This is a genomic window from Lutibacter sp., from assembly GCF_040883305.1.
In the GTDB taxonomy this organism is placed as follows: domain Bacteria; phylum Bacteroidota; class Bacteroidia; order Flavobacteriales; family Flavobacteriaceae; genus Lutibacter.
In genome coordinates this window covers 1-2,724 of the sequence record NZ_JBFLKT010000319.1, presented here as the reverse complement: position 1 = coordinate 2,724, position 2,724 = coordinate 1, and the positions used below count along the sequence as shown (strand labels likewise).

Genomic DNA, 2,724 nt, shown 5'->3' with positions numbered 1-2,724 from the left:
TGGATTTGCTAATGTATTAGATGCTGCCCAATAATTAGAAACTCCGTTTATATATGTTGTAGTTTTCGATTCAAAATTTTGAACTGTTTGTCCTGATGGTATATTATTATTACCTGCTTGTCCATAACTCAACCTAAGCTTTAATGAATTTACCCAAGAAACATCTTTTAGAAAATCTTCCTCTTGCATTTTCCAAGCTATAGCTGCTGAAGGAAAATAACCCCAACGATTATCACCTAAAAATTTACTTGAACCATCCGCACGAAAGGTTGCCGTTAACAAATAACGATCGTTATAACCATAATTTACACGACCAAAAAACGATAATAATTTATCCTCTGGACTATAATAATTATCAACTGAAATTGGTACACCTTGACTCGTTAAGTTTCTAGAAGTGTCAAAGTCAAAAAACTTTGGAAAACCTTGAATTTCAGTAGTTACCTCATTGGTTTTAGAAACTATCATTTCTTCCCCTAAAAGAACTTTTAAGCTATGTTTTTCATCCAATATTTTACTGAAATCAAAATTAAAAGTATTTGCATTTCTAAAACGTTCTCTTTTTTCGTCACTAAATAACAAAGATGGTAATCCTTGATTTTCAGCAGCAGGTCTGTTACTTGCATAATATGTAGAACGCCCATAGAAACGGTAATCTAAATTATTATAATTATCTAAACCTAAATCAGTTTTAAATTGAAGGTTTTCAATTATTTTCCAAGAAAAACTTCCAAGCACATTGTAATTTTTTCTAAGTTTTTTACGTTGATTATCATCAACAGCAACAAACGGATTTACTAAATAACTTGAAAGTGCTTCATCTGTATTTGTAGTTGTTAAACCTGGTAATGGAATTGGTGAATAACCAACACTATGTCTAAGACGTGCATCTGCAGAAGAAACTTCATTTTGCTCATTTGCTCCACCTCCATTTATTTCAGTATCTGAATAACGTATTGTAAATGATAAATCAATTTTATCGCTTGCTTTACTTTTTAATGCTAAAGACAAGTTATCCCTTTTAAAATCTGAACCTAACATAATGGTTTTTGCGTCATAACGTGCGTAGTTAAAATTGAAATTAATTTTATCAGAACCACCGCGAATTCCTAAATCGTTACTCATCGTTTCACCTAATTGACCATAAATCTGTTTTTGCCAATTATTTCCAATCATTCCAGCATATTGATCATAATCTTGCCATTGGCCAAAATATTTTTCATAAGAATCTAAATCATCTGGATTATCTAATAACGCATATTCATATTGCCATTTTACAAAATCTTCTGGTTCTTGCACATCAATGGTTTTTGCAATTTTACTTACTCCATAAAAAGCATTAAAATTTACTTGAACTTTACCATCTATACCACTTTTAGTAGTTATAATAATAACCCCATTTGCACCTCTAGAACCGTAAATAGCAGTAGATGAAGCATCTTTTAAAACTGTAATGTTTTCAATATCGGCAGGTGAAACATCACTCATGCTGTTTACAGGAAAACCATCAACAATAATTAATGGAGAACTATCTTGGGTTAAAGATCCTCCACCTCTAATCCTAATTTTAATTTCTGCATCAGGAGAACCTTCTGAAGAAGTAACTTGTACCCCAGCCATACGACCTTGTAAAGCTTCAGCAACATTTGAAACAGATTGCTTTTTTAAATCATCACCGGAAACCGCAACAACTGAACCAGTTAAATCTGACTTACGTGTTGACCCGTAACCAATAACTACAATTTCTTCAAGAGCTTCTAAATTTGCTTTTAGCACAACATTAACTGAAGTTTTACCTGCCACATTTATTTCCTGTGTCTCAAAACCAAGGTAGCTTATAACTAAAATTGCATTAGCATTTGATACTTTAATAGTAAAATTACCATCAAAATCAGTTGAAGCTCCATTGTTTGTTCCCTTTTCTAAAATATTTACTCCAGGCAATGGTCCTCCAGATACCTCAGTAACAACTCCACTTACAGTAGATCCGCCTTGGGCATAAAGTGTATTCCCCAAAAACAAGGTCATAAAAATTAAAAATGTAAAACTACATTTTAATAATTTTTTTAATAAACGTTTGATATTCATAATTTGTTTCTATTTGGTTATTGTTTAATTAATTATTGTTTGTCATTAGTTCTCCATTTATATATGTATCTATAAAATTTATATTCTTTACATTTTCAAGTAAATATGGTTCCTTCACTTTTTCTATAATCACATTTTTTAAAGTAATATTTTGAATAGGTAACTCTTTGTAACCTTGCGCTAAAATGCCATATTTACCGCCATTTTTAACTTTTATGTTTTCTAAATAAATATTTTTTACCTCAGGCATAAAATCTCCTTCTTGCTTACCATAAATACCATAAAACATGTTAATTTTTAAAACAGCCTCTTTTACTTGTCCTACTTCAATATTTCTAACATATACATTCTCCACAACTCCACCTCTTTTTGTATTTGATTTTATTCTAATAGCTCTGTCAAGATTAGGACTGTCCATTACACAATTTTCAACAAATACATTTTTTACCCCTGCAGAAATTTCACTTCCCATTACAACCCCTCCATGACCATCAATCATTTTACAATTTTGAACTACAATATTTTCACTTTTAATAGCTACTCTTCTACCATCTCCATTTCTTCCAGATTTTATTGCAACGCAATCATCTCCTGTATTAAATGTACAATTGCGTATAATCACATTTTTTGAATATT

Annotated in this window: 2 protein-coding genes; both read right to left on the bottom strand. The window is 30.9% G+C overall.

Annotated elements, in window-relative coordinates; all coding sequences use genetic code 11:
* Nucleotides 1-2,088 (bottom strand): SusC/RagA family TonB-linked outer membrane protein (locus tag AB1Z17_RS10170; RefSeq protein WP_368051693.1); only part of this gene is annotated, 2,088 nt, incomplete at its 3' end.
* Between the two features lie 28 nt (nucleotides 2,089-2,116).
* A partial coding sequence (locus tag AB1Z17_RS10165; RefSeq protein ID WP_368051692.1) for a glycoside hydrolase family 28 protein occupies nucleotides 2,117-2,724 on the bottom strand: 608 nt, incomplete at its 5' end.